28 protein-coding genes and 1 pseudogene are annotated in these 25325 nt (G+C 42.6%); 28 read left to right on the forward strand and 1 reads right to left on the reverse strand.

The window, feature by feature from the left end:
• Positions 1 to 358: 358 nt before the first annotated feature.
• The 4 genes from FFV08_00730 (at position 359) to FFV08_00745 (ending at position 3789) form a co-directional block, all read left to right on the forward strand.
• The gene (locus FFV08_00730) at positions 359 to 628 is read left to right on the forward strand and encodes a hypothetical protein (protein ID QLB51335.1); all 270 of its coding nucleotides are present in this window, start codon (positions 359 to 361) and stop codon (positions 626 to 628) included.
• Positions 629 to 695: 67 nt separating this feature from the next.
• Positions 696 to 2678, forward strand: coding sequence for an ABC transporter permease (locus tag FFV08_00735; GenBank protein ID QLB51336.1), 1983 nt, complete (start codon positions 696 to 698; stop codon positions 2676 to 2678).
• Positions 2678 to 3301 (forward strand): ATP-binding cassette domain-containing protein, encoded by a 624-nt coding sequence (locus tag FFV08_00740; protein QLB51337.1) that lies wholly within the window; start codon positions 2678 to 2680, stop codon positions 3299 to 3301. The genes FFV08_00735 and FFV08_00740 overlap by 1 nt, the downstream gene beginning before the upstream one ends.
• On the forward strand, positions 3298 to 3789 hold the full coding sequence (locus tag FFV08_00745; GenBank protein ID QLB51338.1) for a hypothetical protein: 492 nt from the start codon (positions 3298 to 3300) through the stop codon (positions 3787 to 3789). Before FFV08_00740 ends, FFV08_00745 begins: the two co-directional genes overlap by 4 nt.
• 264 nt (positions 3790 to 4053) lie before the next feature.
• Here FFV08_00745 and FFV08_00750 read toward each other — a convergent pair whose 3' ends face one another.
• On the reverse strand, positions 4054 to 4458 hold the full coding sequence (locus tag FFV08_00750) for a helix-turn-helix transcriptional regulator (protein ID QLB51339.1): 405 nt from the start codon (positions 4456 to 4458) through the stop codon (positions 4054 to 4056).
• Positions 4459 to 4525: 67 nt separating this feature from the next.
• On the opposite strand from FFV08_00750, the pseudogene FFV08_00755 reads away from it, so the two are divergent.
• From FFV08_00755 to FFV08_00870, 24 genes and pseudogenes are all read left to right on the forward strand, one after another.
• A pseudogene (locus FFV08_00755) lies at positions 4526 to 4660 on the forward strand (glutamyl-tRNA amidotransferase).
• Complete coding sequence (locus FFV08_00760; protein ID QLB51340.1) at positions 4657 to 5985, forward strand: competence/damage-inducible protein A; 1329 nt, start codon at positions 4657 to 4659, stop codon at positions 5983 to 5985. The pseudogene FFV08_00755 and the gene FFV08_00760 overlap by 4 nt, the downstream one beginning before the upstream one ends.
• 58 nt (positions 5986 to 6043) lie before the next feature.
• Positions 6044 to 7192: a recombinase RecA gene (gene recA / locus FFV08_00765; GenBank protein QLB51341.1), complete on the forward strand. Its 1149-nt coding sequence runs from the start codon at positions 6044 to 6046 to the stop codon at positions 7190 to 7192.
• Positions 7193 to 7277: 85 nt separating this feature from the next.
• Positions 7278 to 7676: a transcriptional regulator Spx gene (locus tag FFV08_00770; GenBank protein ID QLB51342.1), complete on the forward strand. Its 399-nt coding sequence runs from the start codon at positions 7278 to 7280 to the stop codon at positions 7674 to 7676.
• A gap of 135 nt (positions 7677 to 7811) precedes the next feature.
• Positions 7812 to 8384, forward strand: a complete 573-nt coding sequence (locus tag FFV08_00775) for a hypothetical protein (protein QLB51343.1) — start codon at positions 7812 to 7814, stop codon at positions 8382 to 8384.
• Positions 8385 to 8489: 105 nt separating this feature from the next.
• Positions 8490 to 9032 (forward strand): hypothetical protein, encoded by a 543-nt coding sequence (locus FFV08_00780; protein QLB51344.1) that lies wholly within the window; start codon positions 8490 to 8492, stop codon positions 9030 to 9032.
• A gap of 177 nt (positions 9033 to 9209) precedes the next feature.
• Positions 9210 to 9476 (forward strand): IreB family regulatory phosphoprotein, encoded by a 267-nt coding sequence (locus FFV08_00785; GenBank protein ID QLB51345.1) that lies wholly within the window; start codon positions 9210 to 9212, stop codon positions 9474 to 9476.
• On the forward strand, positions 9476 to 9895 hold the full coding sequence (ruvX, locus tag FFV08_00790; protein QLB51346.1) for a Holliday junction resolvase RuvX: 420 nt from the start codon (positions 9476 to 9478) through the stop codon (positions 9893 to 9895). The genes FFV08_00785 and ruvX overlap by 1 nt, the downstream gene beginning before the upstream one ends.
• 24 nt (positions 9896 to 9919) lie before the next feature.
• Positions 9920 to 10231: a DUF1292 domain-containing protein gene (locus FFV08_00795; protein QLB51347.1), complete on the forward strand. Its 312-nt coding sequence runs from the start codon at positions 9920 to 9922 to the stop codon at positions 10229 to 10231.
• Positions 10232 to 10412: 181 nt separating this feature from the next.
• Positions 10413 to 11645: a bifunctional folylpolyglutamate synthase/dihydrofolate synthase gene (locus tag FFV08_00800; GenBank protein ID QLB51348.1), complete on the forward strand. Its 1233-nt coding sequence runs from the start codon at positions 10413 to 10415 to the stop codon at positions 11643 to 11645.
• Positions 11646 to 11702: 57 nt separating this feature from the next.
• A complete protein-coding gene (locus FFV08_00805) occupies positions 11703 to 12182 on the forward strand; it encodes a hypothetical protein (protein QLB51349.1) in 480 nt (159 codons plus the stop codon).
• Positions 12183 to 12376: 194 nt separating this feature from the next.
• Positions 12377 to 13912, forward strand: a complete 1536-nt coding sequence (cls, locus tag FFV08_00810) for a cardiolipin synthase (GenBank protein ID QLB51350.1) — start codon at positions 12377 to 12379, stop codon at positions 13910 to 13912.
• A 163-nt stretch (positions 13913 to 14075) separates the two neighbouring features.
• Positions 14076 to 15332: an ISL3 family transposase gene (locus FFV08_00815; protein ID QLB51351.1), complete on the forward strand. Its 1257-nt coding sequence runs from the start codon at positions 14076 to 14078 to the stop codon at positions 15330 to 15332.
• Between the two features lie 173 nt (positions 15333 to 15505).
• Positions 15506 to 15649, forward strand: coding sequence for a hypothetical protein (locus FFV08_00820; GenBank protein ID QLB51352.1), 144 nt, complete (start codon positions 15506 to 15508; stop codon positions 15647 to 15649).
• 38 nt (positions 15650 to 15687) lie between these two features.
• Complete coding sequence (locus tag FFV08_00825) at positions 15688 to 17235, forward strand: heme transporter CcmD (GenBank protein ID QLB51353.1); 1548 nt, start codon at positions 15688 to 15690, stop codon at positions 17233 to 17235.
• A 221-nt stretch (positions 17236 to 17456) separates the two neighbouring features.
• On the forward strand, positions 17457 to 19652 hold the full coding sequence (gene nrdD, locus FFV08_00830) for an anaerobic ribonucleoside-triphosphate reductase (protein QLB51354.1): 2196 nt from the start codon (positions 17457 to 17459) through the stop codon (positions 19650 to 19652).
• Entirely contained in the window at positions 19621 to 19764 is a 144-nt protein-coding gene (locus FFV08_00835) for a hypothetical protein (GenBank protein QLB51355.1), read from the forward strand. Before nrdD ends, FFV08_00835 begins: the two co-directional genes overlap by 32 nt.
• An 82-nt stretch (positions 19765 to 19846) precedes the next feature.
• The gene (locus FFV08_00840) at positions 19847 to 20344 is read left to right on the forward strand and encodes a GNAT family N-acetyltransferase (protein ID QLB51356.1); all 498 of its coding nucleotides are present in this window, start codon (positions 19847 to 19849) and stop codon (positions 20342 to 20344) included.
• Positions 20345 to 20353: 9 nt separating this feature from the next.
• Positions 20354 to 20872, forward strand: coding sequence for a GNAT family N-acetyltransferase (locus FFV08_00845; GenBank protein QLB51357.1), 519 nt, complete (start codon positions 20354 to 20356; stop codon positions 20870 to 20872).
• Positions 20869 to 21468 (forward strand): anaerobic ribonucleoside-triphosphate reductase activating protein, encoded by a 600-nt coding sequence (gene nrdG, locus FFV08_00850; GenBank protein QLB51358.1) that lies wholly within the window; start codon positions 20869 to 20871, stop codon positions 21466 to 21468. Before FFV08_00845 ends, nrdG begins: the two co-directional genes overlap by 4 nt.
• A 204-nt stretch (positions 21469 to 21672) precedes the next feature.
• Positions 21673 to 23181, forward strand: a complete 1509-nt coding sequence (locus tag FFV08_00855; protein ID QLB51359.1) for a LytR family transcriptional regulator — start codon at positions 21673 to 21675, stop codon at positions 23179 to 23181.
• Positions 23178 to 23909: a tyrosine protein phosphatase gene (locus FFV08_00860; GenBank protein QLB51360.1), complete on the forward strand. Its 732-nt coding sequence runs from the start codon at positions 23178 to 23180 to the stop codon at positions 23907 to 23909. Before FFV08_00855 ends, FFV08_00860 begins: the two co-directional genes overlap by 4 nt.
• A 7-nt stretch (positions 23910 to 23916) precedes the next feature.
• Positions 23917 to 24612, forward strand: coding sequence for a capsular biosynthesis protein CpsC (locus tag FFV08_00865; GenBank protein QLB51361.1), 696 nt, complete (start codon positions 23917 to 23919; stop codon positions 24610 to 24612).
• Positions 24613 to 24622: 10 nt separating this feature from the next.
• Positions 24623 to 25321, forward strand: coding sequence for a polysaccharide biosynthesis tyrosine autokinase (locus FFV08_00870; protein QLB51362.1), 699 nt, complete (start codon positions 24623 to 24625; stop codon positions 25319 to 25321).
• The last annotated feature ends 4 nt before the right edge of the window (positions 25322 to 25325 follow it).

A 25325-nucleotide genomic window follows, 5' to 3' on the forward strand; every position in this document is an offset into this window, starting at 1 on the left:
GTGAAAAAAATAGTGTACAATTTAATTGTACTGGCAGTAACGTCAATAGTTACTACAAGTGTATTTCCATGGTGGTGGCCATGGTGGTAAAGTGAATAGAATAGGAAAGGGGCGAGTCCAATGGACTAAATCATTCAAAAAAGTAGGCAAAGATTAAATATATATATATTTAAAAATTAGAATCTATAAAATTAAAGGAGGTGAGACCAAGGGGTCGTTGATTGTGACTAGCTAAGCTATAAATTGGAAAGGTAAAATATTCTCTAAAAACTATAAAATATTCAATATAGGAGTGTAGTTATGAAAATAAGAATTAAAAATAAAACATTAGCTTTATTAGCTACAGTTTCTTTAGGTTTTGGGCACTAGTATCGTTAGTGCAGAAGTAGTATATCCAGCCCCATATCCGATTATTGATGAATGGAATTATGGTGTGAATGATAACTATGGTTATTCTAATTACTATGTTAAATCTCCGAATAATATTGGTTCAAAATCTTCGATAACTAATCTTTGGGGAACTGTTAAGTCATCTGATTCTCAAAAATATGGATGGGCAATGTCAAGTTCAACAAAAAGTTGGAATGATGTTCGATTAAATGCACATTGGAACTACTTTAAATTTTAACAATAGTTTATGAAAGTTGGAAGACCCAATAATATTATAGGGTCTTTTATAATATAGGTAGGAGCTTATGAAATTAAAATTAGGTGTTATAGGACTCTTTTTTTGCTTAATTGCTGCCATTGGTCTGGTTAGTATTAGTGATACTCAAAAACCAATACCTTTACCAATTGATGGTGCCTTCTCCATTCAAGGGAAAAGCAATCTTTCTAATGAAGAAATATATCAAATGATTAGTGACCTATCAGAAGAGAAAAAAGTTAAAATATACAAGCCAGTGGTTCAGAATTCAGGACAGTTGACTTATATAAATCTTGATGATGCCAGCCATGAACAATTAAAGTCTATACCGATAACAGGGATGTACTATACTCTAGGGGAAATAGATTCAAATGGTTTAAAAAAACTTACGTCTACAGGTCTGCAAGTAGTATATATGGCTTACCCTTGGTATATGGGAGGAATGATACAATTTACTGGCTCTTTAAGATTTTTGTTAATGATTTCAATTTACTTAACCTTATTAGTTGTTTTATTTGTTGTTAGAGCGAGAAAGATTAAAGAAGGGATGATAAGACGTTCTTTAGGATTGCCTGTGTATAACCTAAAAAAGGATTATTTAATTTCTGTTACTTTTGAGCTGATTTTAGTTGCTTTATTGATGGTTTTCTATGGCTCTTTTCTGGGGAGTGGTCTCTTCACCTATAGTTCCAAGTTATTCTTCTCTCTACTTCTAACCAATTTTATAATTTTTCAAATCATTGATCTCATCACCTTTGTTTTATTTTGGCTGACGATTCAGGTTGAAAAGCCTATTGAAATTATAAAAAATAAGGCCAAAAACAGCCTCATTTTTATCGTATGGCTTGCGGTTATTTCTAGCATAATAGTTGTTTCAGGAGTCTTTTTACGGGAAACAAAGGCTAGTCAATCAAAGATAAATATACAGATAAAGCATTTAGAACCATGGAGCGCAGTAAAAGATTGGAAAAGACTAGAGTTTTTGGGTATTGAAAATGAATCTGTTACTAATGGAGAAGAAGCAAATGACTCAGGAGCTAAGTATATAGAGATTGCTAAAGCCTTAAAAAAACTGGATTTTATATATATCAAATCATCTTCAGCCTATGTTCCAGATTTTATGAAAACTTCTCATGTTACAGAAGATTTTTCTAAGCAATTAAAAAGTGATGGGATAACGAATCCAGAGGTTAATAAAGAGCTGGTTTATATCAATCAAACAGGTGCTAAGGTACAAAATAAAGTTAATGGAACAAACTATCGTATTTTAGATAATAAAATAGCAACCATCTATATTCCTAATAAATTTAAAGAGAATAAGGCATCAATCGAGAATACGGTTGTAGCAGAACAATTTACTGGTACAAACTATACAAAAGATGATCTTACGGTGCAAGTCATTCCTGATGGGCAAGAATTTTTCTATTTCAATGAAAATGGCAGTAGTGTCCCTGAAAATAAAGATAATCTACCTTTGGAAAGTGTGACAAATAGTAAGAGTAATATAGTGGTTGTATTAGATACTGATAAAATGGTAGAAACTAACGATTTTATTTTGGCAAGCAATATCATATATAACTCACTTTTTAGTCCAGAAGCAATTAAGGAAATCAACGATTTGAGTGCTAGTTTGAATTTTTCAATCAATCCAGTCGAGGTTTACCAAACTGTGAAACTTAATATTCAATCTTTAGAGCACCAAATTCTCCTTTCAAAAATACTGCAAATAATTATTTGTGGAATTGTATTTCTACTCATTTATCAATATGCTCAAATGTTTGTTGCCTTAAAACAGAATGACTATGTCAAAAAAATCATTTTAGGCCTATCGAAAACAAGTATAGCCATTTCAAGTCTAAAATATTTTATGATAACGATTATAATGGTTATCTTATCGACATTTATCATGACTGGACAAATAGAGTTATTGTATATTGGTCTTGCTTCTTTAACGGTTTTAATGATGTCAATAATAATAAGTTTCAGAAAATTATCTGATAGATACACTCAAATTCTAAAAGGAGATGACTAATGACAATTGAAATTGTGAATGTTACAAAAAAATATGGCTCAAAAGAAATATTTACAGATTTAAATTTAACCTTTGAAGCTGGGAAAAGCTACGCCTTGATTGGCGGTTCGGGTTCAGGTAAAAGTACCTTGCTAAACATTATAGGAAGGCTAGAAAAAATTGACAGTGGAAAAGTGTTAGTTGATAAACAGGATATTTGGAAAACAAAAGAAAGAACCTATTTTAAAAATACTATTGGGTATGTATTCCAAAATTATTCTTTGATAGAAAACAAAACAGTATATGATAATTTAAAACTCCTCAATAAAGACAAAAAGATTATATCTGAGATACTTGAAAAAGTAGGCCTTTCTACGGACTATTTAAAACATAAAATATATGAATTGTCTGGGGGACAGGCTCAGCGTGTAGCTATTGCAAGAATGTTAATGAAACCGCGTAAAATTATTTTAGCGGATGAACCTACAGGAGCCTTGGATAGTGAGATTGGGAATGAAATCATCAACTTATTATTGAGTGAAGCAGCCAAGAATAATTATGTTATTATAGCAACACATGATCCAGCTGTATATAGTAAAGTTGATGTTATCGTTGACATAAAAGATATAGGAAGTAAGGCATGAAAAAGAAAATTTATATTAGTTTGCTACTAGTCATTGGAGTACTCGCAATCGTCTTAATTGGCAAACAAGTGATTAAAAAAGAAAATCCCAATAAACCTTCGGTGGATTTAACAGTCTATACAATCTCTTCGAATGATACCGAAAGATGGGATAAGGTAAGGCAAGTAGAAACAGAAGATGCTGTCTATCTAATATCTGTCAAAGAAGTAGCATCTTCAGAAGAAGTGTTTTCAAATATTATTGCAGATGGCACTGCTATGGGGTTTGGGGTTAGTGAAGAAGAAGTTAAACAATTTAACAATAATTTAGGAACTACTGTAGTAGATGCTAAAAATAATAAATTGATTGGGATAGAATTCTTCACTTTTTCTGATGATGGCAAGGGATTTTCAGTAGCGAATTTTGATTACGGCAAAAAAGAGTTTAATAATCAAAAAAAAGAAAAGAAAGAGTTCTATAAAAAACTATACGAAGCGTTTAAAAAATAATTTATGATGACACGACAAACGCATAAAGACAAAAGTTCCAATAAATTTTTGAAATACAAATGATTATTTAATTTTTTGACAAGCATTTGTCAAAGGTAGCTGCAGTTCTACTTTCCTCTTTTTTCTTTGCTGTCTTATATGTAAAAATCGAACGCAATCTTTGCATGCCTGCTCTCTTTCATATGTTTCATAATAGGGTGATTCTGTTTCTTATTTCATAGGAAAAATTCCTTGGCTTTCTAAAATCCAAGGAATTTTATTTAGTTATCCTTTCTGCATCCAAATCTTTTCCTTGATAAAGATGCGTAATTCATAGAAAAGCATAAAGAGGGTGGAGATGAGGAAGCCAGCCATAAAGATATGATGCAAATAGGCAAAAATAGCAATCTCAACCAAAACGGAGAAGAGATAGAAAATGACTAAATAATGCCATTTCTTAGCCTTACTGTCTTCGATAACCTTTTTCTCCAAGCGCTCATCCTCCTTGATGAGTGTGTCCAGACTGATATCGAACTCCCGACTGATAGCGATGAGATTTCCAATATCAGGGATACCTTTTTCGCTTTCCCAGCGAATGGCAGAGCGGGAAACCTTGAGTCTTTCTGCCAAAGCCTCCTGAGTGAGTTGATTTTGTTGACGAATATCTTTGAGAACTTGTGAAATTTTCATGATGATCTCCTTTCTTCAAATAAAAGTAGTTAGATGATTTCCTTTTTTCTTCTTTATTATAAAAATAATGAAACTATTTGCCAATAGCATTTCCCTAACAATCTAGTTATTCTGCATAACACCAGTCATTCTTAAAAGTTTTCCACAGCATGTTGACAAGTTTGTCAAGGAACTTGACAGCTCTTTTTATTTCCTGAAATGAAAATCAACTTTTTTAAGATTTTTTGTGATAAAATAAAGCCAATTCCGAATAGTAAGGTAGGAGGTTCTATGAAAGCAGAAATTATTGCTGTGGGCACCGAGATTCTGACAGGTCAGATTGTCAATACCAATGCCCAATTTTTATCTGAAAAACTGGCGAGTCTGGGGATTGATGTCTATTTTCAAACAGCAGTAGGGGACAATGAAAATCGTCTCCTCTCTGTTTTGGAAATTGCTCAAGGGCGTAGTAATCTAATTATCCTAACAGGAGGCTTGGGGCCAACAGAGGATGATTTGACCAAGCAGACCTTGGCTAAGTTCTTAGGACGTGAGCTCAATTTTGACTCTCAGGCTGTGGAAAAGCTGGATCGCTTTTTTGCTAGCCGGCCAGATTATGCTCGAACTCCCAACAATGAGCGTCAGGCCCAGCTGGTTGAAGGCTCGACTCCGTTACCAAATGCAACCGGCTTAGCTGTCGGAGGATTGTTAGAAGCAGATGGAGTGACCTATGTAGTCCTGCCTGGCCCGCCTAGTGAGCTCAAGCCCATGGTCAATAACGAGCTGGTTCCCCTCTTATCCACAGGCCAAAAATTGTATTCCCGCGTGCTGCGCTTCTTTGGTATCGGCGAGAGTCAGTTAGTGACTATTTTGTCAGAGATGATTGAGCAGCAGAGTGACCCCACCATTGCTCCTTATGCAAAGACAGGGGAAGTTACCCTGCGACTGTCCACCAAGGCTCTGAGTCAGGCAGAAGCCGACACCAAATTTGAGGCTGTGGAAAAGGAAATTTTGGCACACAAGACTTTTGAGGGACATTCACTGTCAGAGATTTTCTACGGTTATGGCGATGACAATTCCTTGGCACAGGTGGCTTTTGACTTGCTCAAGAATCAGGGGAAGTCGATTTCGGCGGCAGAGAGTCTGACAGCTGGCCTCTTTCAGGCTACCTTGGCAGATTTTGCTGGAGCCTCATCCATTTTTTCAGGTGGCTTTGTCACCTACAGCATGGTGGAAAAGAGCCGGATGCTGGATATTCCGTTGGGAGACCTAGAGAAGCATGGAGTTGTTTCCGCTTTTACAGCTGGGAAAATGGCAGAGCAGGCTAGAAAGCTGACCGAAAGCGACTTAGCTGTCAGTTTGACAGGTGTGGCTGGACCAGAGTCACTGGAAGACCATCCAGCAGGGACTGTTTTTATCGGCTTAGCTAGTGCTGCTGGAACAGAAACTATTAAGGTCAATATTGCTGGACGAAGTCGGCGTGATGTGCGGAAAATTGCTGTTCTGCACGCTTTCAACCTAGTACGAAAAACTTTATTAAATAGCTGATTTTTGGTATAATGACGAAGATGGCCAAAAGACATTTTAGAAAAAACAGGAGAAATAAATGGCAAAGAAACAAAAAAAATTAGACGAAATCTCAAAGAAATTCGGCGATGAGCGCCAAAAAGCCTTGGATAATGCTCTTAAAAACATTGAAAAGGATTTTGGTAAGGGAGCCATTATGCGTCTTGGCGAGCGGGCAGAGCAAAAGGTTCAAGTCATGAGTTCTGGCTCTTTGGCCTTGGATATTGCCCTTGGTGCTGGTGGTTACCCTAAGGGACGGATTATTGAAATCTATGGTCCGGAGTCTTCTGGTAAGACAACTGTTGCTCTTCATGCAGTTGCTCAAGCGCAAAAAGAAGGTGGCATCGCAGCCTTTATCGATGCTGAGCATGCTTTGGATCCGTCATACGCAGCTGCACTGGGTGTCAATATTGATGAGTTGCTGCTGTCTCAACCTGATTCTGGAGAACAGGGACTGGAAATTGCTGGCAAGCTGATTGACTCAGGTGCTGTCGACTTGGTGGTCGTGGACTCAGTTGCAGCCCTGGTACCACGTGCAGAAATCGATGGCGATATCGGTGACAGCCATGTCGGCTTGCAGGCTCGGATGATGAGCCAGGCTATGCGCAAACTGTCTGCTTCTATCAACAAAACGAAGACGATTGCGATTTTCATTAACCAGCTGCGCGAAAAAGTTGGCGTTATGTTTGGGAATCCTGAAACAACACCAGGTGGCCGTGCATTGAAGTTCTATGCTTCTGTCCGTCTGGATGTCCGTGGTAATACTCAAATCAAGGGAACTGGTGATGAGAAGGATACCAATGTTGGTAAAGAAACCAAGATCAAGGTCGTTAAAAATAAGGTGGCTCCGCCATTCAAGGAAGCTTTCGTGGAAATCATGTATGGAGAAGGAATTTCCAAGACTGGTGAGTTGATTAAGATTGCGACTGATTTGGATATCATCAAAAAAGCTGGTGCTTGGTACTCCTACAATGATGAAAAAATCGGTCAAGGCTCTGAAAATGCTAAGAAGTACTTGGCAGATCATCCAGAAGTCTTTGACGAAATTGACCGCCAGGTTCGTGTCCGCTATGGTTTGATTGAAGGCGATGAGTTGGCAGAAGTAGCTGGCAGCAAAGCTGACAGCCCTGTAGAAACGTTGGAAGAAGTGACTCTGGATTTGGACGATGCCATCGAAATTGAAGAGTAATTTTGCAAAATAGGTCGCAAGACCGATGGTTTTTGTGATATAATAGACTACGATATTAGTATCGTGTAGCGAAAGGAGTACTTACATGATCACAATCTATACTGTCTCAAGTTGTACTAGTTGTAAAAAAGCAAAAACCTGGCTAAACGCTCATCAATTAACTTATAAAGAACAAAATTTAGGCAAAGAAGGCATCACCAAAGAGGAACTTCTGGATATTCTAACCAAAACTGAAAATGGTATTGCGAGCATTGTTTCATCGAAAAATCGCTATGCTAAAGGTTTGGGTGTTGACATTGAGGAATTAAGTGTCAACGAAGTTCTTGACATCATCATGGAGACCCCGCGTATTTTGAAAAGTCCTATCTTAGTGGATGATAAACGTCTCCAAGTTGGTTACAAAGAAGATGATATCCGTGCTTTTCTGCCACGTTCTGTCCGTAATGTTGAAAATGCAGAAGCTCGTCTGCGGGCTGCTCTTTAATCTTTGAATATAACTGAAAGAGTCGGGAAGAGAATCTCGGCTCTTCTTTTTGTTCGGGTTGACAGAGGGCTTTGGCGACGGGATGGATTGACAAGGAGCAGAACTGTGATACAATATCTCTGAGGAGGATGGAAGATGAAGAAAATTTTATTAGGACTGGGATTGAGTGTGGCACTGTTAGCAGGCTGTGGACATAAAAAGACAGAGACGAATTCGAATGCGGCTGACAAGAAAGAAATAAGCAATAATCTGCCTATCATTGATAATGCCAAGCAGCAGGAAGTGATTACTCGGACACTTGTTTTTCCAAAGGATGAACGAGGAAACCAGCAGAGTCAGACAGTGACTTATCAGGGAGAGCATTTCAAACGTTTGGTCATCGAAAGGCTGACTGCGACTGATGATGAGATGAAAGAAGCCATCAAGCAAATGGGGCTGGAGGAAGCGCAGAAGTCGCTCAATGAGTCACTGGAGCAGGATGCAGACTATGTGCAGGCTAGTGGACTTCAAGGCTTCAGCGGTTCAGTGACCATTTTGAATGAGAACGAGCTGAAAATGACTTCTAGCTATGATTTTGAGAGTTTAGATATCGAAAAAGCTGCATCTATGCCTTATTTTCAAAATCTCAAGCTCAAAGAAATGATTAAGCTGACGCCAGAAGAATATATCAACAATCTCCTGATGAATGGAGCAGAAGAGCAGAAATAAGCTGCTCTTTTTTATTACATTTTAATGACAGAGTGACAATCAGTTTGACAGCGCCGTTTTTATAATGATATGATAAAATCAGCTCAATATTGAAGGAGATAAGACATGAGAAAATTAATTGTCTTTTTGCTGGCAGCTTTGGCAATCTTAACAGCCTGCAGTCAGCAGTCAAATAACAGTTCATCCTCACAGGGAGGGGCTGGAAAAGGAGATATTGTCACTAAGTCCTATAAAACTGAGAAGCAATTAGAACATGGGAAAGAAACCAGAATCTTAACCGTCAGCTACAGCGGACAGAAGTATGATAAGGTTATCCTGCATGTCAGCAAGGCTATTCCTGACAACATCAAGGAAGCTTTGTCAAAACAGGATGTTTCCACCGTAAAGAAGGAAATGCTGTCTTTGATCGAAGAAGCACTGGGTCTGAAAGAGGCGGTGAATATCACCGGTCTTGACTTGAAAACAGATATGACAGCGGAAGAGATTTCTCTGGAGATGACTATCGATCCTGAGAATCTAGACTACGAAGCAGCCAAAAAGCTTCCAAACTACGCGCAGCTGTTTGAGCAAATCGAGACCCTGAGTCCGGAAGAATTGCTAAACAAGTTTAAGGGAAGCGACGGTGTGGAAGTGCCGTCTTCAAATTAGGAAGTTTCCATCCAGTTCTCTGAAGAGAGCTGGATTTTTGCTGGATTTCAGAGCCAGACTTCGGATAAATATTAGCTAAAGCTTATTGAAAAATTAGGAGAATTCGGGTGAATTAAATTTGTGAAAAGCCTATAATTATGCTATAATAGGGATATTCTAAAGAAAGAGGGTGTAATTGTGGGATTTACAGATGAAACAGTACGTTTTAATCTCGATGATTCAAATAAAAAGGAAATTAGCGAGACTTTGACCGATGTCTACAAGTCGCTCAATGAAAAAGGATACAATCCAATCAATCAAATCGTGGGATACGTACTCAGTGGTGATCCTGCGTACGTACCTCGCTATAACAACGCCCGCAATCAAATCCGCAAATATGAGCGCGATGAGATTGTTGAGGAGTTGGTTCGTTATTATTTGAAAGGACAAGGCGTCGATCTCTAATGAGAATTATGGGATTAGATGTGGGCTCAAAAACGGTTGGGGTTGCTATTAGTGATCCTCTTGGTTTTACGGCTCAAGGACTGGAGATTATTCCGATTCATGAAGATAAGGGCGAATTCGGCCTAGAGCGCTTGGGCGAGCTGGTTAAAGAGTATAAGGTTGATAAGTTTGTTATTGGCCTGCCTAAGAATATGAACAATACCAGCGGGCCTCGAGTGGAGGCTAGTCAGGCTTATGGCCGGCGGGTTGCTGAGCTTTTTGGTCTGCCGGTTGACTATCAGGATGAGCGTCTGACGACGGTGGCTGCTGAGCGCATGCTGGTGGAGCAGGCGGACATTAGCCGCAGTAAGCGTAAGAAAGTCATTGATAAGCTGGCAGCGCAGCTGATTTTGCAGAATTATCTGGATCGAAATTTTTAGAAAAGAAATGAAGGAGACACTAGTATGACACATGATCATAACCATGACCACGAGCATGAAGAGCGTGAATTAATCACCTTGGTTGACGAGCAAGGGAACGAGACTTTATTTGAAATTCTTTTGACCATTGATGGTAAGGAAGAGTTTGGCAAGAATTATGTTCTTTTGATTCCGGCTAATGCGGAAGAAGATGAGAACGGTGAAGTAGAGATTCAAGCTTATTCCTTTACTGAAAATGAAGATGGTACAGAAGGTGACCTGCAGCCGATCCCAGAAGACTCAGATGCTGAATGGGATATGATTGAAGAAGTCTTCAACAGCTTTATGGAAGAGTAAGACTAGCCTAGTCTCATTTCCAGAAATGGACAAGTGTGGGCGAAAAGCTAGCTAAACTTGACAGATGAAGGAAGTAGCTAAGACTTGGCTATTTTCCGTCTTATATCATAAAGATTAGAAAGAGGAGCGAGTTGCAATTCAGATTTGAATTCTGCTTCGCTGCTCTTTTTTGGGTAAGGAAATGAATGAAATTGAAGAATGGCTGAACAGCCGAATTGGGCTAAACTTTCGTTCGGGACTAGGGCGGATGCGGCAGGCAGTGACTCTTTTGGGGAATCCTGAGCGGAGCTATCCAACGATTCATGTAACTGGTACAAATGGCAAAGGTTCTACTATTGCTTTTATGCGTCAGCTGTTTGCGGGGCATGGTCGCAAGACAGGAAGTTTCACCTCGCCTCACATGATTAGTATTCATGATCGGATTTGTATCAACGGTCAACCGATTGCTTCAGCTGATTTTATCCGTCTGGGTCAGCAGGTGCAAAAGATGGAGCAAGAACTGCTCAAAAGCCATGACCAGCTGTCCTATTTTGAAATTCTGACCTTGATTGCTTTTCTCTATTTCAAGGAGCAGGAAGTGGATTTGGCCTTGATTGAGGTAGGGATTGGTGGACTCTTGGACACGACTAATGTCATTACAGGTGATATTGCGGTCATCAGCTCCGTAGGCTTGGACCATCAGGAGACTCTGGGAGGGAGCTTGACGGCGATTGCGGAGCAAAAGGCAGGGATTTTCAAGCCGGGGCGGCCAGCAGTCATCGGACCGATGTCAGAGGAGGCGCGATTGGTTTGTGAGCAGCGAGCACAGGAGCTGGGAATAGAACTCTATCAGTATGGTTGCGATTTTTCTCTGGCAAATCAGACTTTTTCCAATTCGACTATGACCCTATCAAATCTTGAACTGGGTCTCAAGGGGGGCTATCAGGAGGAAAATGCAGCGCTGGCTCTGCAGGCATTCCTGCTCTTCATGCAGCAGCAGGGCTGGGAAATAGATTCTGCTAAGATTCGGACAGCCTTGCAGGAGACTCGATGGGCAGGGCGTTTGGAGGAAACCGGTCCAGGTATTTATCTAGATGGGGCCCATAATCTGCCTGCGCTGGAAAGGTTAGTAGAGTTTATCCAAAGCCAGAATGACAAAGAGTGCCTGCTTCTTTTCGGTGCTCTCAAGCGTAAGGACTATAGCGCTATGCTGGCTTATTTGCGAGAGGCTCTGCCAGATGTTCAGTTGACGGTTACTTCCTTTTCTGATGGAGATTCCCTTGGTCAAGATGAAGCGGAAGGCTTCTTCTACATAGAGGATTATCGGCAGCTTATTCAGAATTTTAAGGAGAGGCAAAACGATAATCAGCTACTTTTCATTACGGGTTCCCTCTATTTTATTGCAGAAGTCAGAGCTTATTTGACAAGTTTATAAATTGACCGCCAGAGTCCTGCTTTGGTAAAATAAAGACAGAAGAAAAAGGAGAATACTATGGCAATTTCTAAAAAGTTAATGATTTCAGGTCTAACTGCTGCGGCTATTTTGGCCTTGGCAGCTTGCGGTTCTAATCAGAACCAGACGGCACCTTCCTCTCAGTCTCAGTCAGTCGCTTCCAGCAAGTCAGCAGAGTCTTCGTCGATAGCTAGCACGTCTAGTGCGGCCAATAGTAGCTCATCTGCTTCTGCATCCTCTTCTGAACAAGCAGCCAATGGCGAGCTGGATGGCAGCTATCAGACAAGTCATGAAGGCGATCAGCTGACCTTACAGATTTCAGGAACTACTGGCCAGCTGACTAAAGTCGAGGCGGATGGTGATCAGGAAATTGAACAGGTTCAGATTGATGTTACCAACCAGACTATGGTCATTGGAGATGATGTCAAGCGCTATCGCATTGAGGGCAATCAGCTGACAATTGAGGACCTTTCTCAAGAGCCTTATGATGATGACACACTGGTCTTTACCAAACAATGATGAAAGAGCCCTGTCTTGAATAGGGCTTTTCCTTTTATCGGTTCTAATCTTTCAGTGAAATTAGAAGGATAGCGGTGTTTAAATGCTGCTCTTGGTTTTTCATCAGCTAGAAATACGATTTACATTGATATAAAGGTTGTTTTAAGGCGCTTTTACTGCTATACTAGAATATATGCAATGAGATAGGAGAGTGTATGACTTTCAGGAAATTCCGCTTATTAATGTCAAAATATGGTTTTAGCATCATTATAATGCTGCTGGAGCTGGCCTTTGTCTTTGTTGCGTTTTTCTATTTAAATGAGATTGCACCTAACTGGCTGTCAGTAGTTATGATTGTGTTTTTGTATATCGGAACCATTTTAGCCATTGTCAACCGCAATATGCCACCAGAGAGCAAGGTGACCTGGCTCTTAATTGCCGTCGTGCCGGTCTTTGGCTTCCTGCTCTATCTGATGTTTGGCGAGCGGCGGCTGTCTAAAAAAGAAATGATTCAGCTGGAAAATATGGACTCCATGAAATTTCGAGAGGACAACAGCTATGATCTTCGTGTCCAGCTGAAAAAAGAAAACAAGTCGGCTTATGGTATTATCAAGTCGCTGCTGAGTATGGACAATAATGCGGATGTCTATGACGGTACAGCTTCTCACTATTTCCCCATCGGAGAGGAGATGTTTGAGGCCATGCTGGCTGATCTGCGGGCTGCTGAGAAATTCATTTTTCTGGAATTTTTTATCATCGATGAAGGGCTGATGTGGGACAGTGTTCTGGAAATCTTGGTCGAAAAAGCTGCTCAGGGCATTGAAGTCAAGCTGCTCTATGATGATATTGGCTGCATGGCCACTTTGCCAGGCGATTATACGCGTAAGCTGCGCAAGATGGGCATCGAGGCTTATAAGTTTAACAAGGTGATTCCGCGAACGACGGTAGCCTATAACAATCGTGACCACCGCAAGATTTTGGTCATTGACGGTCAGGTTGGCTATACTGGCGGCATCAATCTGGCTGACGAGTATATCAATCATATTGTTCGTTTTGGCCACTGGAAAGATGGCGGTGTCCGCTTGGAAGGTCGGGCAGTCAAGGCTCTGACGCGTCTCTTTCTCATGAACTGGTACATCAACCGCGGGGAAATCACTGACTTTGACAAGTACCATCTGGAAAATAAAGCTGTCGAAGGCAGAGGGCTTTACATTCCCTATGGCAGCGGGCCTAAGCCTATTTATAAGGGTCAGGTTGGCAAAATAGTCTATCAAAATATTATCAGTCAGGCTACGGACTATGTCTACATTACCACGCCTTATCTGATTATTGACTATGACCTGACGGAGGATATTAAGAATGCTGCTATGCGGGGAGTGGATGTCCGCATCGTGACTCCTTTCATTCCGGACAAGAAGCTGATTCAGATTGTTACCCGCGGAGCCTATCCGGATCTGATGGAAGCGGGGGTTAAGATCTTTGAGTACACGCCTGGGTTTATCCACAGCAAGCATGTGGTGGCCGATGATGAATTTGCTGTGGTAGGGACGATTAACTTTGACTACCGCAGTTTGGTGCACCACTATGAAAATGCAGTCCTGATGTACCAAACAGAGAGTATCCCAGCTATCAAGGAAGATTTTGAAGCAATTTTTGAAGCTTCTGAGGAAATTCTTCCTGAGAATCTCGATAGCAGCTGGTATCGTCGCTTTATCAAAGAAATTATGCAACTCTTTGCACCCATGCTCTAATGCCAGAGGTGGGCGAGTTCTGCAGCAATATACAGAAAATCTGGCTCTATAATATCTGTAGTTGGTAAATCCGACACAGAGGTTATAGGGCTTTTTGAATGTATACAAAAAGTCCCATACGACCTATAATGAAAAGCGCAAACAACTCATTAGAAAGACTCATATGGAACACATCAAGAATACCACAGAATTGCTGGGAATGAAAGACTTAAATATCAAAATTACCTTCATCTTGCAGCACCAGACCCATCTTGAAATTCGGGCTAGACTGGATTATGCAGCTCCTTCCTGCCCTCACTGCGGCGGTAAGATGATTAAGTACGGTTTTCAGAGGTCCTCTAAAATCCCACTCTTGGATGCACAAGGGTTTCCAACTCTGCTCCGTCTCAAGAAGCGGCGATTTCAGTGTAAATCTTGTCATCGGGTGACCGTAGCTGAGACACCCATCGTAGACAAGAACCACCAGATTTCACACCTGGTCTGGAAGAAGCTCACCCAGCTCTTGACCGAAAATCGAGCCAATACCGATATTGCCAGAACCCTCCACATCTCCGTCTCAACCGTCCAGAGAAAGCTGGCTCAGTTCACTTTCAAAGAGGATTACACCAAACTTCCCGAGGTCATCTCCTGGGATGAATTTTCTAGGAACAAAGGCAAATTAGCCTTCATTGCACAGGATTTCGAGACCAGGAAAATCATCGCCCTCCTCGAAAACAATCGCCAGAATACCATCAAAAATTATTTCTACCGCTACCCGAGAAAGGTCAGAGAACAGGTCAAAGTCGTGACCGTGGACATGTCTGGCACTTACATTCCAATCATCAAGCAACTATTTCCTAAGGCCAGAATTGTGTTGGATAGGTTTCACATCGTCCAACATCTTGGCAAAGCCATGATGACCACTCGAATCGCTATCATGAAGACCTTTGACAAGAAATCTCTGCCTTATCGTGCGCTGAAAAACCACTGGCGACTATTTCAGAGAGAAAGCAGAAAACTGTCTCGTCATCGCTTTTATTCCAAGACCTTTAGGCAGACCCTAAAGCCTAAGGAAATCGTGGACAAGACACTTCAATTCTCAGAAGAACTCCGTTATTACTACGATCTCTACCAGCTCTTGCTCTTCCATTTCCAAGAGAAACGTACTACAGAATTTTTTGAAATCATCGAAGACAACATGAATCTTGTCAATTCGACCTTCAAAAGAGTTTTTGAGAGCTTCCTAAAACTCAAACCTTACATCACAAATGCACTCCAGTTCGACTATTCCAACGCCAAGCTCGAGGCTACCAACAAGCTCATCAAGGATATCAAACGAGCGGCCTTCGGCTTTCGCAATTTTAAGAACTTTAGAACTAAAATCCTCCTCGCTTTGAACATACAAAAAGAGAGAACCAATTTGGTCCTCTCTCGGATTTAAACTTTCTACCAACTACAGTTGACAAAGAGCCGAAAATCTGAGGCGGAAGTTTCAGATTTTTTGCTTGTCTTTTGCTAATCGTGTTGAGATGTGTTCTTGTCATTTTTGCTTTTATAGGGGGATGGATTTTTGCTCTGTTTTTACGAATGTAAAAAATAAAGGAATTTTTTAAGATGACAATGGAGAAAATTTCCAGTCAGCCGCTTGCTTATGAAACGAGAGAATATCGCTGTTTTCGGGAATTGGAGGAGCTGGCTAGAAGCTATAATGCTCAGAAGAAGGGTCAAGAGAAAGCTGACAGGAGGACAGGAATTTGATATACTAGATTGGACTGATATCAAGGAGAATATTTTATATGCATGATACAACGGAAGAAAAAGTTTTAGAGGTTTCAGAGGAGCAGCTTACTAGGGCTGAAAGGTCTGAGCAAAAAATTACCAAGCCAGAGCCGACGCCCTATTTTTTGACGCTCTTGTGCAGTTTGGCTATCAGCCTGCTGAGTGTGGTCAATCCTTTTTTGACCAATCTAGCAACGAATTTACAAAGTCAGAATCTCTATGCCGGTTGGGCCATGACTCAGGGGCAGGTGCCTTATTCGCAAATATATGGGACTAGTGGCCTGCTTTACTATCTGATGGCTTGGACCAGCAGCCTGGCTTTTGGCCAGCTTTTGTGGATGGTCTTTCAGACGCTGGCTCTGTGGCTGGCCGGACTTTTCCTGCACAAGACCTTGGTGCTCTTACAGCCTAAACAGGATCTATCGCGCAGCCTCTTGCTGCTCTTTTACCTGCTAGTCTTTGCTCTTGGATTTGGCGGCCTTTACTCTAGTATTTTTGTTCTGCCCTTTATTTTTTGGAATCTATCTTTTTTGGTGCGCTATCTGCAGGATTCAATCAAGGATGAAAAGTTCATTCTTTATGGAGCTTTTGGAGCTCTTGCTTTTATGATTGATCCGGTTTCCAGCCTAGTCTTCTATTCTTTGACTGCTCTGGTGCTTTTGGTCTACAATATCGCAGCCAAGCGTACGGCTCGAGGTTTTTATCAGCTTTTAGCTGGTCTCTTTGGCTTCTCAGTGATTTTTTATCCTATCGGCTACTTTACTGTTGCTAATCGAACCTTTGGTCAGGCTATCAGCCAGGTGACCTATGCTTGGGATTCCATCAGCTTGATTGGCAGTCATAGTATTTCTAATTTGGTTTATTATGGCTTGTTGACTCTTGGTTTAGGATTTATCTCTGCTTTCGGGGTCAATCTCTTTTCAAGAGAAAAGGGGCAAGCAACCAGCCTGCGCGTCTTGCGCTTTATCGGTCTGCTAGGGCTCTTCATTACTGCCTTTGCGGCTTTTATCCTGCCAGATCAAGGCAGTTATCAACTGCTTCCGGCCCTGCCTTTTGCCATGATTCTTTTTGCTTTGTGGTTCAATAAAGGCAAGCAGCAGGCACCAGGGCGTCACCGCCGGGAGCGCCGTCGCCCTACCATGTGGACTTCTTATCTTTCAGGCCAGTTCTTTTTGCCACTCCTAGCCATCTTTTATCTGATTGGCTATCCTTTGGTCAATGAGTATATCCTTTCCAGCGGTGTATCTGCTGAAAGAAGTGAAGTGGCTCAGTATATTAAGGAAAAGACCAAGGATGGGGATACTATCTATGCTTGGGATACCTCGGCTAGTCTGTATCAAAAGAGCGGTCGCCTATCTGCTGTCTCTCTCTTGACTCCAACTTTGTATGTGGGAACGGCTGAAAATCGTCTAGGTCTTCAGAATGGACTGGAAAACAGTCAACCTAAGTATATCTTGGTTAACAATGATGTCAAACTGCTGTCAGATGTGAAGCAGCTAATTTCCCAAAATTACAAGGAAGCTGACCTCAAACTTGACCATTTCAAGCTTTATCAACTTAAGTAGTAAAAAATCAATATGTTGTGTATAAAAAGAAAAAATGACTTTTTTGCCACAACATATTGATTTTTAATTTTAACGTGCTATAATGAGACTTGTATCGACTTATTAAAAAAATACTGTTCTTTGGATAAACCGCTGTCGGAGATTTCTTGGAAATTTCTTAGCAGGCGGCTAGTCTGAAGAGACTTGATTTGTCCTAAGGGCAGGAAAAGGAAGTGTTCATAATGATTTTAAGGGAAGAGAAGTTTGAAACTGCTCCAGCGATTTATGTGGAGAAGCGGGACGGCCGCAGGGTGGCTTTTGATGTGTCAAAGATCTATAAGGCTATGGTGCGGGCAGCTCAAGAAGTTGGTCCGCTGAATCCGATGCTAGAAGCCAAGATAGAAGCTATCACAGACCGTATTGTGGCAGAAATCAGCAGTCGCTTCGCTAAGTATGTCAAAATCTATGAGATTCAGAACATCGTTGAGCATGAGCTTTTGAATGCCAAGGAATACGCTATTGCGGAGAACTACATCACTTACCGCACCCAACGGGATTTTGAGCGCTCAAAAGCGACTGATATTAACTTTACCATTGACAAGCTTCTCAACAAAGATCGGACGGTAGTCAATGAGAATGCCAATAAGGACAGCGATGTTTTCAATACCCAACGGGATTTGACAGCTGGGATTGTCGGCAAGTCCATTGGGCTTAAGATGCTGCCGCCTCATGTGGCCAATGCCCACCAGAAGGGGGACATCCATTACCATGATTTGGACTACAGCCCTTATACGCCCATGACGAACTGCTGTTTGATCGACTTTGACGGCATGCTGAAAAATGGCTTCAAGATTGGGAATGCAGAAGTAGAGAGTCCCAAGTCTATCCAGACCGCGACAGCTCAAATCTCGCAAATCATTGCCAATGTAGCTTCCAGTCAGTACGGCGGCTGCTCAGCCGATCGGATTGACGAAGTCTTGGCGCCCTATGCTAAACTTAATTACCAAAAGCATCTCAAGGATGCGGAGCAATGGGTTTTGCCGGATAAGCAGGAAGAGTACGCGTGGGCGAAGACCAAGAAGGACATCTACGATGCCATGCAGTCGCTAGAGTATGAGATCAATACTCTCTTTACCTCTAACGGTCAAACTCCTTTTACCTCGCTGGGCTTTGGTCTGGGAACCAATCGTTTTGAGCGAGAAATTCAGAAGGCCATTCTCAATATCCGCATCAAGGGACTGGGAAGCGAGCACCGCACAGCAATTTTCCCTAAGCTGATTTTCACCCTTAAGCGCGGGCTTAATCTCGAGCCGGGAACGCCTAATTACGACATCAAAGAACTGGCTCTGGAGTGTGCCACTAAGCGCATGTATCCCGATGTCCTTTCCTATGACAAGATTATCGACTTGACTGGATCGTTCAAGGTACCGATGGGCTGCCGTTCTTTCCTGCAAGGCTGGAAGGATGAAAATGGTCAGGAAGTCAACTCCGGCCGTATGAATCTAGGAGTCGTTACTGTCAATCTGCCGCGGATTGCGCTTGAATCCGAGGGGGATTTGGATAAATTCTGGGAACTCTTTAACGAGCGGATGAATATCGCTGAGGATGCTTTAGTCTACCGAGTGGAGCGGACCAAGGAAGCCAGTCCAGCCAATGCACCGATTCTTTATCAGTATGGGGCTTTTGGCCAACGTCTGGGCAAGTATGATCAGGTAGACCAGCTCTTTACTCACCGTCGTGCAACGGTTTCCCTAGGCTATATCGGTCTGTATGAAGTGGCAGCAGTCTTTTACGGTGGTGACTGGGAGACCAATCCAGAAGCCAAGGACTTTACGATTGCCATTGTCAAAGATATGAAGCGTCGGGTGGAAGAGTGGTCAGATCAGTATGACTATCATTTCTCTGTCTACTCGACACCATCTGAAAGCCTGACCGACCGTTTCTGCCGTTTGGATACAGAGAAGTTTGGGGTTGTTCCCGATATTACTGATAAGGAGTACTATACTAACTCCTTCCACTACGATGTGCGTAAGAATCCAACGCCTTTTGAAAAGCTGGACTTTGAGAAGATTTATCCTGAAGTGGGTGCTTCTGGTGGCTTTATCCATTATTGTGAATATCCTGTGCTACAGCAAAATCCAAAAGCACTGGAGGCTGTCTGGGACTATGCCTATGATCGGGTCGGCTATCTGGGAACCAATACGCCGATTGATCGCTGTTACAAGTGTAACTTTGAGGGAGACTTCACGCCGACCGAGCGGGGCTTCACCTGTCCAAACTGTGGCAACAGCGATCCCAAGACGGTCGATGTGGTCAAGCGGACCTGCGGTTACCTAGGAAATCCGCAAGCCCGTCCGATGGTTAACGGCCGACACAAGGAAATATCAGCTCGGGTCAAGCACATGAATGGCTCGACTATTAAGTACGAAGGAAATTAAGATGGGAAAGTATCAATTGGACGACAAAGGAAAGGCTCAGGTGCAGTGTTTCCATGAAAAACATTCGCAGGGCGGCAGCGGTAAGAAAGAACGATTGGCCAAACTGCGTTAGCAATTTTTAGAAAAAAACAAGAAGCAATAGAAGTCAGAGTGGGGCGCAAGGCGGTCTCACTCTCTTCGTATCAGGAGGCACTATGGAGCTGAGACGACCGAAACTAGAAGACAAGGAAAAAATTTTAGAGATGCTGGCTGACTTTGAAGCGACTGGTAGCCGGCAGGACGGCTTCTTTGGCGGAGCGGATTTTGTCTACGAGGACTGGCTGGAGACTATTCAGCTAGCTGAGGCAGGTCTAGGCTTGCCGCAAGGTTTTGTGCCTTACATCCAACTAATTTCTTTTGCTGCAGATGGTCAGGCTGTGGGCTTTCTCAATCTGCGCTTGCGGCTTAATGACTATTTGCTCCAAGAAGGAGGGCATATCGGCTATAGTATCCGTCCCTCTGCGCGTGGGAAAGGATTGGCAAAAGAGCAGCTGCGACAAGGCTTGCAAGTAGCCAAAAGTAAAAATATTAAACGAGTCCTAGTGACTTGCGATTGTGATAATGCTGCCAGTCGAGCAGTGATTCTGGCGAATGGCGGAGCTTTAGAGGATATTCGAGGCGGGAAAGAGCGTTACTGGATTGATGTCGATTAAGGAGGGAGTATGGAGCTAAGACGACCAACTTTGGAAGATAAAAACGCGATATTAGAGATGATTGCGGAGTTCGATGCTGCAAAATCCTATATGCACGGTGGCATGGGCTCCGCTTGGAAGCGAGCAAAGGATTATGAGGATTGGTTGAAAATTGTAGAACGGCAGGAAGATGTAGCAAACTTGCCAGCAGGCTGGGTTCCCGCTATCAAATTTTTATCCTTTGATGAGACTGGCCTGCCTCTAGGATTTTTAGCCCTGCGCTTGTCCTTGAATGACAAATTATTTGTGGAGGGTGGGCATATTGGCTATTCTATTCGTCCCAGTCAACGAGGCAAAGGATATGGGAAGGAGCAGTTGAGATTAGGGCTGGCAGAGGCTCGAAAGCAAGGATTGGAACGAGTGCTGATTACCTGCGATGAAGACAACGAAGCCAGCCGACGCACGATTCTCTCTGCTGGCGGTGTTTACGAAAATACAATCGACAGAAGTCAGCGCTACTGGATAGAGCTAGATGGGGAGGTGTCATGAACAATCCCAAACCTCAAGAATGGAAAAGTGAGGAGCTGAGCAAGGGGCGAATCATTGACTATAAGGCCTTTAACTTTGTAGATGGCGAAGGCGTCCGCAACTCCCTCTATGTCAGTGGCTGTATGTTTCACTGTGAGGGCTGCTATAATGCAGCAACTTGGTCTTTCAACGCTGGCATTTCCTATACCCAAGAGTTGGAGGAGCAGATTATGAAAGACTTGGCGGAACCCTATGTGCAGGGGCTGACCCTCCTAGGCGGCGAGCCTTTTCTCAATACAGGCATTCTCCTGCCCTTGGTCAAGCGGATTCGGAGAGAGCTTCCAGACAAGGATATCTGGTCTTGGACGGGCTACACCTGGGAGGAGATGATGCTGGAAACGGAGGATAAGCTGGAGCTGCTTAGTTTGATTGACATTCTAGTGGACGGCCGTTTTGACCTTACCAAGAAGAATCTCATGCTGCAGTTCCGCGGCTCTTCTAATCAGCGCATCATTGATGTGCAGAAGTCCCTTCAGTCAGGCCAGATAGTCATCTGGGACAAGCTGAATGATGGTTTGCAGGCCTATGAGCAGGTTGACAGGGATAAGATGCTTTAAAAACCAAGTAAAATGCTGATATAAAAGAGGTTTTATCTCTTTTTTCTTTTGTCAAAAACAGTATAAAATATCGGTTTTTCGAGAAGAAAGAAAGAATTTACCGAAAATTAATACAGACTGTCCTTTTTTGTCAACAAAATTTGAAAAAAACTAAAATATTTTTAAATATTTTAGTGTATCAGATTGCATTTATGGTATAATAAAATGTATTTATATCTCAGGGGAGAAAAAGGGAGAATTATGAATCATCATAGGAGAAGTGCGCCTGCTTCTAAAAAGGGGAAGAAGCTTAGGCTCTTTAATGTAGCTTTACTGATATTGGTAAGCTTGGTCTCAGTTTTGCTGGTTTTTTCTGTATTTAAAAATAATGTTCTGGCGTTTTATCACCTGAACCTTATTTTGTCTGCTCTTTTGGCGGCTGTTATTTTACTGGCAGCCTTCTTTATATGGAAAAATAAGTTCAAAGTTCTGACCACGGTGCTTTTGTTTGTGACCTTGCTAGTATCTTCAGGAGCTATGTACGGGATCAAGGAGCTGATGGACTTGTCTAGAGGTGTGAACTCCACTTCAAATTACTCTGAAATTGAAATGGCAGTTTATGTCCGGGCAGATAGCGATAAATCAGATGTAACTCAGCTGCAGAAGTTGACAGCTCCGACTGAAAATGGGGACAAGGACAATGTAACGGCTCTTCTGGACCACATCAAGAAGACTAAAAAGACAGAGCTCACTGTAGAAAACAGCTCGTCATATATCTCAGCCTACAATGCCCTCATCAATCAAGAGGCCGAGGCCATTGCCCTCAACAACTCGTTTGGAGATATGCTGGCTTCTCACGATGCTGACTATGCTTCAAAGATAAAGAAAATCTATACTTATAAAATCACCCGTCAAGTAGAGACCGGTAAGCGCAGCGATGATGCCAATGCGGATGTCTTTAATATCTATGTCAGCGGTATTGACACTTATGGGTCTATCTCATCTGTCTCTCGCTCAGATGTCAATATCATCATGACAGTCAATCGCAAGACCAAGAAAGTCCTCTTGACCACAACTCCGCGTGATGCTTATGTAGCTATTGCGGATGGAGGAGCTGGGCAGATGGACAAGCTGACCCATGCAGGGATTTACGGGGTGGACGCCTCTGTTCACACGCTGGAAAATCTTTACGGCATTCGCATTGACTACTATGTTCGTCTGAACTTCACTTCCTTCCTCAAGCTGGTAGACCTGCTGGGAGGGATTGATGTTGAAAATGACCAAGAATTTACCAGCCGACACGGCAACCATCATTTCCCAGTAGGGAAAGTCCATATGAACTCAGATCAGGCACTTGGCTTTGTTCGCGAGCGTTACTCCCTTCAGGGTGGCGACAATGACCGCGGAAAAAATCAAGAAAAGGTTATCGAAGCAGTCATTAAAAAGCTGACTTCAACCAGTGCTTTGAAGAACTACAACGAAATTATTTCCGGCTTGCAGGATTCTATCCAGACCAATATGGAGCTGCCTGTTCTTATGAATCTGGTCAATACCCAGCTGGAATCAGGCGGAAGCTATCAGGTTCAGTCACAAGCCATCAGTGGAAACGGGCGCATGGATTTACCATCCTATGCTATGCCAGACTCCAATCTCTACATGATGGAAATCCAGCCAGAAAGCCTTGACAATGCTAAGGCAGCGATTCAGCAGGTAATGGAAGGAAAAACACCATGATTGATATCCATTCTCATATTATCTTTGATGTGGACGACGGACCTAAGAATTTTGAGGATTCCAAAAAACTGCTGGAAGAAAGCTATCGACAGGGAGTTCGGACCATCATCTCTACTTCTCATCGCAGAAAGGGTATGTTTGAAACGCCTGAGGAGACCATTAGCGCTAACTTTAAAATGGTGAAAGAACTGGCAGAGCTTGTAGCGCCTGACTTGACGGTTCTCCATGGGGCAGAGATTTACTACACCAGTGATGTGGCGGATAAGTTGGAAAAGGGGATTTTCCCCAGTCTAGCTGGTACACGCTATGTGCTGATTGAGTTTAGCATGGCGACGCCTTATAAGGACATTCATAAAGGCTTGGCTCAGATTCTGCGCTTAGGTCTAACCCCAGTCGTGGCTCATATTGAGCGCTATCACTGTCTGGAAAATGATGAAAAGAAGGTGCAGGAACTCATTAATATGGGCTGCTATACTCAAATTAATAGCTCCAGTGTTCTGAAGCCTAAGCTGCTTGGAGACTCGCATAAATTTATGAAAAAACGGGCTCAGTTCTTTTTGGAGAGGGACTTGGTCCACTTTGTTGCCAGCGACATGCACAATCTAAGTCAGAGACCGCCCTTTATGAAGGAGGCCTTTGACATCGTCGCTAAAAAATACGGTTCCCGCCGGGCAGAAGCTCTCTTTGGCGGCAACCAAGCATTATTATTGAAAAATGAATTAATTTAGGGGAAAAATGGAAAAACAAGAAAAGCAAATCGTAGAAATCGATATTCTGTCCTTGCTGAGAGCCTTATGGCTGAAGAAATTCACCATCGTATTGGGAGCTGTGCTCTTTTCTTTGCTGGCTTTTGGCTACAGCGTCTTTATTGCTAAGAAAATGTATCAGAGCACCACGCGCATCTATGTGGTCAGCCGTCAGAACGAAACGCAGGCAGCTTTGACCAATCAGGACCTGCAGGCGGGGGCTTACCTCGTTAAGGACTTTAAGGAAATTATTCTGTCACAGGCGGTTCTGTCACAGGCAATTAGTGAGTTGAAACTGCAAACGTCACCAAGAGAGCTGACGCGTCACATCACCGTTTCCGTTCCGGCGGATACTCGTATCGTTTCGATTACGGTTAAAGATGACAATCCAGAGGAAGCGGCTCGCATTGCCAATGCCTTTCGTAATATCGCCGCTGAGAAAATTATTGAGGTGACAAAAGTTCCTGATGTGACAACTTTGGAAGAAGCGACAGTCGCAGCAGAGCCTTCTTCACCTAATATTCGGCGTAATGTTATCTTAGGATTTTTAGGAGGCAGCGTCCTGATGTCAATCTTTATCATCGCGGTAGAAATCTTGGACGATCGGGTGAAGAAGCCAGAAGACATTGAGGAAGTTATGGGCTTGACGCTGTTGGGCGTTATCCCAGATATGAACAGAATGTAAGGGAGAGAAAATGGCAACCTTAGAATTAGTTAGGAAAAAAAGGAATCTTGTCAAACTAACCGAGGAATACTACAATGCTCTCAGCACTAATGTACAGCTGAGCGGCGCCAATATCAAAATGGTCGAAATAACCTCGGTGACGGCAAATGAAGGAAAGTCTACAACCTCGGTGAATCTTGCGGCGGCCTTTGCCAGAGCTGGTCATAAGACCTTGCTGATTGATGCTGACATCCGCAACTCGGTCATGTCCGGTGTGTTTAGCAGTCAGAAAAAAGTGTCAGGTCTGACGGACTATCTGTCAGGACAGGCTGCCCTGCATGAAGTCATCAACGATACAGATATGGACAACCTGGATGTGATCTTGTCCGGTCCAGTATCGCCTAATCCGACAGGGCTTTTGCAAAGCAAGCAGTTTGACGCACTTTTGACCGACCTGCGTGTTCGTTATGACTACATCATTGTGGATACTTCACCGATTGGTCTGGTCATTGATGCGGCTATCATCGCTCAGAAATGCGACGCTAGCTTCTTGGTGACACAAGCAGGACATATCAAACGAAAAGCAGTCATGAAAGCTAAAGATCAGCTGGAACAAACGGGAACTCCTTTTTTGGGCGTTGTCCTCAATAAATATAACATTGACTTGGAACGCTATGGTGCCTACGGAACTTATGGGGGATATGGCAGCTATGGCTATTATGGGAAATAGGGAA

The sequence above is a fragment of the Streptococcus sanguinis genome, from assembly GCA_013378335.1.
GTDB lineage: Bacteria > Bacillota > Bacilli > Lactobacillales > Streptococcaceae > Streptococcus > Streptococcus sanguinis_I.

Coding starts and splice junctions, on each gene's coding strand:
- FFV08_00845 (QLB51357.1), top strand. CDS start 20,354: ATGGAGCTAAGACGACCAACTTTGGAAGATAAAAACGCGATATTAGAG.
- FFV08_00835 (QLB51355.1), top strand. CDS start 19,621: ATGGCTCGACTATTAAGTACGAAGGAAATTAAGATGGGAAAGTATCAA.
- FFV08_00825 (QLB51353.1), top strand. CDS start 15,688: ATGCATGATACAACGGAAGAAAAAGTTTTAGAGGTTTCAGAGGAGCAG.
- recA (QLB51341.1), top strand. CDS start 6,044: ATGGCAAAGAAACAAAAAAAATTAGACGAAATCTCAAAGAAATTCGGC.
- FFV08_00820 (QLB51352.1), top strand. CDS start 15,506: ATGACAATGGAGAAAATTTCCAGTCAGCCGCTTGCTTATGAAACGAGA.
- FFV08_00740 (QLB51337.1), top strand. CDS start 2,678: ATGACAATTGAAATTGTGAATGTTACAAAAAAATATGGCTCAAAAGAA.
- FFV08_00750 (QLB51339.1), bottom strand. CDS start 4,458: ATGAAAATTTCACAAGTTCTCAAAGATATTCGTCAACAAAATCAACTC.
- cls (QLB51350.1), top strand. CDS start 12,377: ATGACTTTCAGGAAATTCCGCTTATTAATGTCAAAATATGGTTTTAGC.
- FFV08_00795 (QLB51347.1), top strand. CDS start 9,920: ATGACACATGATCATAACCATGACCACGAGCATGAAGAGCGTGAATTA.
- FFV08_00870 (QLB51362.1), top strand. CDS start 24,623: ATGGCAACCTTAGAATTAGTTAGGAAAAAAAGGAATCTTGTCAAACTA.
- FFV08_00865 (QLB51361.1), top strand. CDS start 23,917: ATGGAAAAACAAGAAAAGCAAATCGTAGAAATCGATATTCTGTCCTTG.
- FFV08_00815 (QLB51351.1), top strand. CDS start 14,076: ATGGAACACATCAAGAATACCACAGAATTGCTGGGAATGAAAGACTTA.
- FFV08_00760 (QLB51340.1), top strand. CDS start 4,657: ATGAAAATCAACTTTTTTAAGATTTTTTGTGATAAAATAAAGCCAATT.
- FFV08_00745 (QLB51338.1), top strand. CDS start 3,298: ATGAAAAAGAAAATTTATATTAGTTTGCTACTAGTCATTGGAGTACTC.
- FFV08_00775 (QLB51343.1), top strand. CDS start 7,812: ATGAAGAAAATTTTATTAGGACTGGGATTGAGTGTGGCACTGTTAGCA.
- FFV08_00840 (QLB51356.1), top strand. CDS start 19,847: ATGGAGCTGAGACGACCGAAACTAGAAGACAAGGAAAAAATTTTAGAG.
- FFV08_00780 (QLB51344.1), top strand. CDS start 8,490: ATGAGAAAATTAATTGTCTTTTTGCTGGCAGCTTTGGCAATCTTAACA.
- FFV08_00860 (QLB51360.1), top strand. CDS start 23,178: ATGATTGATATCCATTCTCATATTATCTTTGATGTGGACGACGGACCT.
- nrdG (QLB51358.1), top strand. CDS start 20,869: ATGAACAATCCCAAACCTCAAGAATGGAAAAGTGAGGAGCTGAGCAAG.
- ruvX (QLB51346.1), top strand. CDS start 9,476: ATGAGAATTATGGGATTAGATGTGGGCTCAAAAACGGTTGGGGTTGCT.
- FFV08_00805 (QLB51349.1), top strand. CDS start 11,703: ATGGCAATTTCTAAAAAGTTAATGATTTCAGGTCTAACTGCTGCGGCT.
- FFV08_00855 (QLB51359.1), top strand. CDS start 21,673: ATGTATTTATATCTCAGGGGAGAAAAAGGGAGAATTATGAATCATCAT.
- FFV08_00800 (QLB51348.1), top strand. CDS start 10,413: ATGAATGAAATTGAAGAATGGCTGAACAGCCGAATTGGGCTAAACTTT.
- nrdD (QLB51354.1), top strand. CDS start 17,457: ATGATTTTAAGGGAAGAGAAGTTTGAAACTGCTCCAGCGATTTATGTG.
- FFV08_00770 (QLB51342.1), top strand. CDS start 7,278: ATGATCACAATCTATACTGTCTCAAGTTGTACTAGTTGTAAAAAAGCA.
- FFV08_00735 (QLB51336.1), top strand. CDS start 696: ATGAAATTAAAATTAGGTGTTATAGGACTCTTTTTTTGCTTAATTGCT.